Origin of the sequence: Rhodospira trueperi, assembly GCF_900101965.1 — a bacterium.
Taxonomy (GTDB): domain Bacteria; phylum Pseudomonadota; class Alphaproteobacteria; order Rhodospirillales; family Rhodospirillaceae; genus Rhodospira; species Rhodospira trueperi.
Window position 1 is genome coordinate 1 of record NZ_FNAP01000047.1, and the last position, 1,087, is coordinate 1,087.

The 1,087-nt window shown below is 66.2% G+C and carries 1 pseudogene; it reads left to right on the top strand.

The features are described from left to right. Positions 1 to 78: 78 nt before the first annotated feature. Positions 79 to 1,087: pseudogene (locus BLS85_RS18480) on the top strand (hypothetical protein); the annotation flags it as partial.

Sequence of the window (1,087 nt, forward strand, 5' to 3'; positions counted from 1 at the left end):
ACCCGCCCCACCGTTCGGTGGACAACAATCGTCCGGGCGGCCCTGTTGTGCGGAACGGCCCTCGCCCCCTGGCCCGCCATGGCCGCCGATTACGAAATCCGTGGCACAACGGAGACGGTCGACGGCAACGGTGGCGGAACCCTCGCCAGCCCGTGGACCGTGGGCGACCGTCTTAGAATCACGAACTCGGGAACGCTGCGCGTGATCAACGGGGGGCAGGTGACCAGCAGCCGTGCTTACCTGACTGACGGGGCCACCGTGACCGTGACCGGACACGGCTCCACCTGGACCACCTCGGGCAGAACGTACGTCGCCACCGACGAAAACAACACGGCCATCATGGACATCAGGGACGGCGCCACGGCCACCACTCATGGGGTCACGCTTGGCGAGGGCGTCGGCGACAAAGGCACCCTGACCGTGACCGGGCACGGCACCTCCTGGACCAGCACCGGGACCCGGAATGCGTACGTGGGATACTATGGTGAGGGGCACTTGACCGTCTCCGACGGGGCCTCGTTCAAGAGCCCGGGGCTTGTCGTGGGCTACTTGCCTCCTCAATTTGGCGTCATCGGCGGCACCGGCACCGTCACGCTGACCGACGGGGGGACCATCTCCATCGACTCGGGCACCGGAACCCTGAAGCTGGGAAGCGGCCCTAGAACCACCGGCACCCTGAACATCGGCGCCGCCGCGGGCGACACCCCCGCCGCGCCGGGCGACCTGAACGCCGCCACCGTCACCCTGGGCTCCGGCAGCTTCAACCTGATCCGCGGAAAAGGTCTGGTTGTCTTCAATCACAACAGCGAGGACTACACCTTTTCCGCAGACATCGACGGAATCGGGGACGTGGACGTCTATTCCGGCGTGACCACCTACACCGGCACGATGGGGTCGAACGTGACCACGACCCTTCGGGGCGGCACGTTCATCCTGAATGGATCCATGGAGTCCGCCACGCTGAACGGGGGCGGGTTGTACATCAATGGAAGCCTGGGGTCCCTGACCTTCCAGTCCGGAACCCTTGGCGGCAACACCATTCCGTTCGGCTTCACGGTGCCCTCTGGCAGCGTCCTGGCGCCGGGCA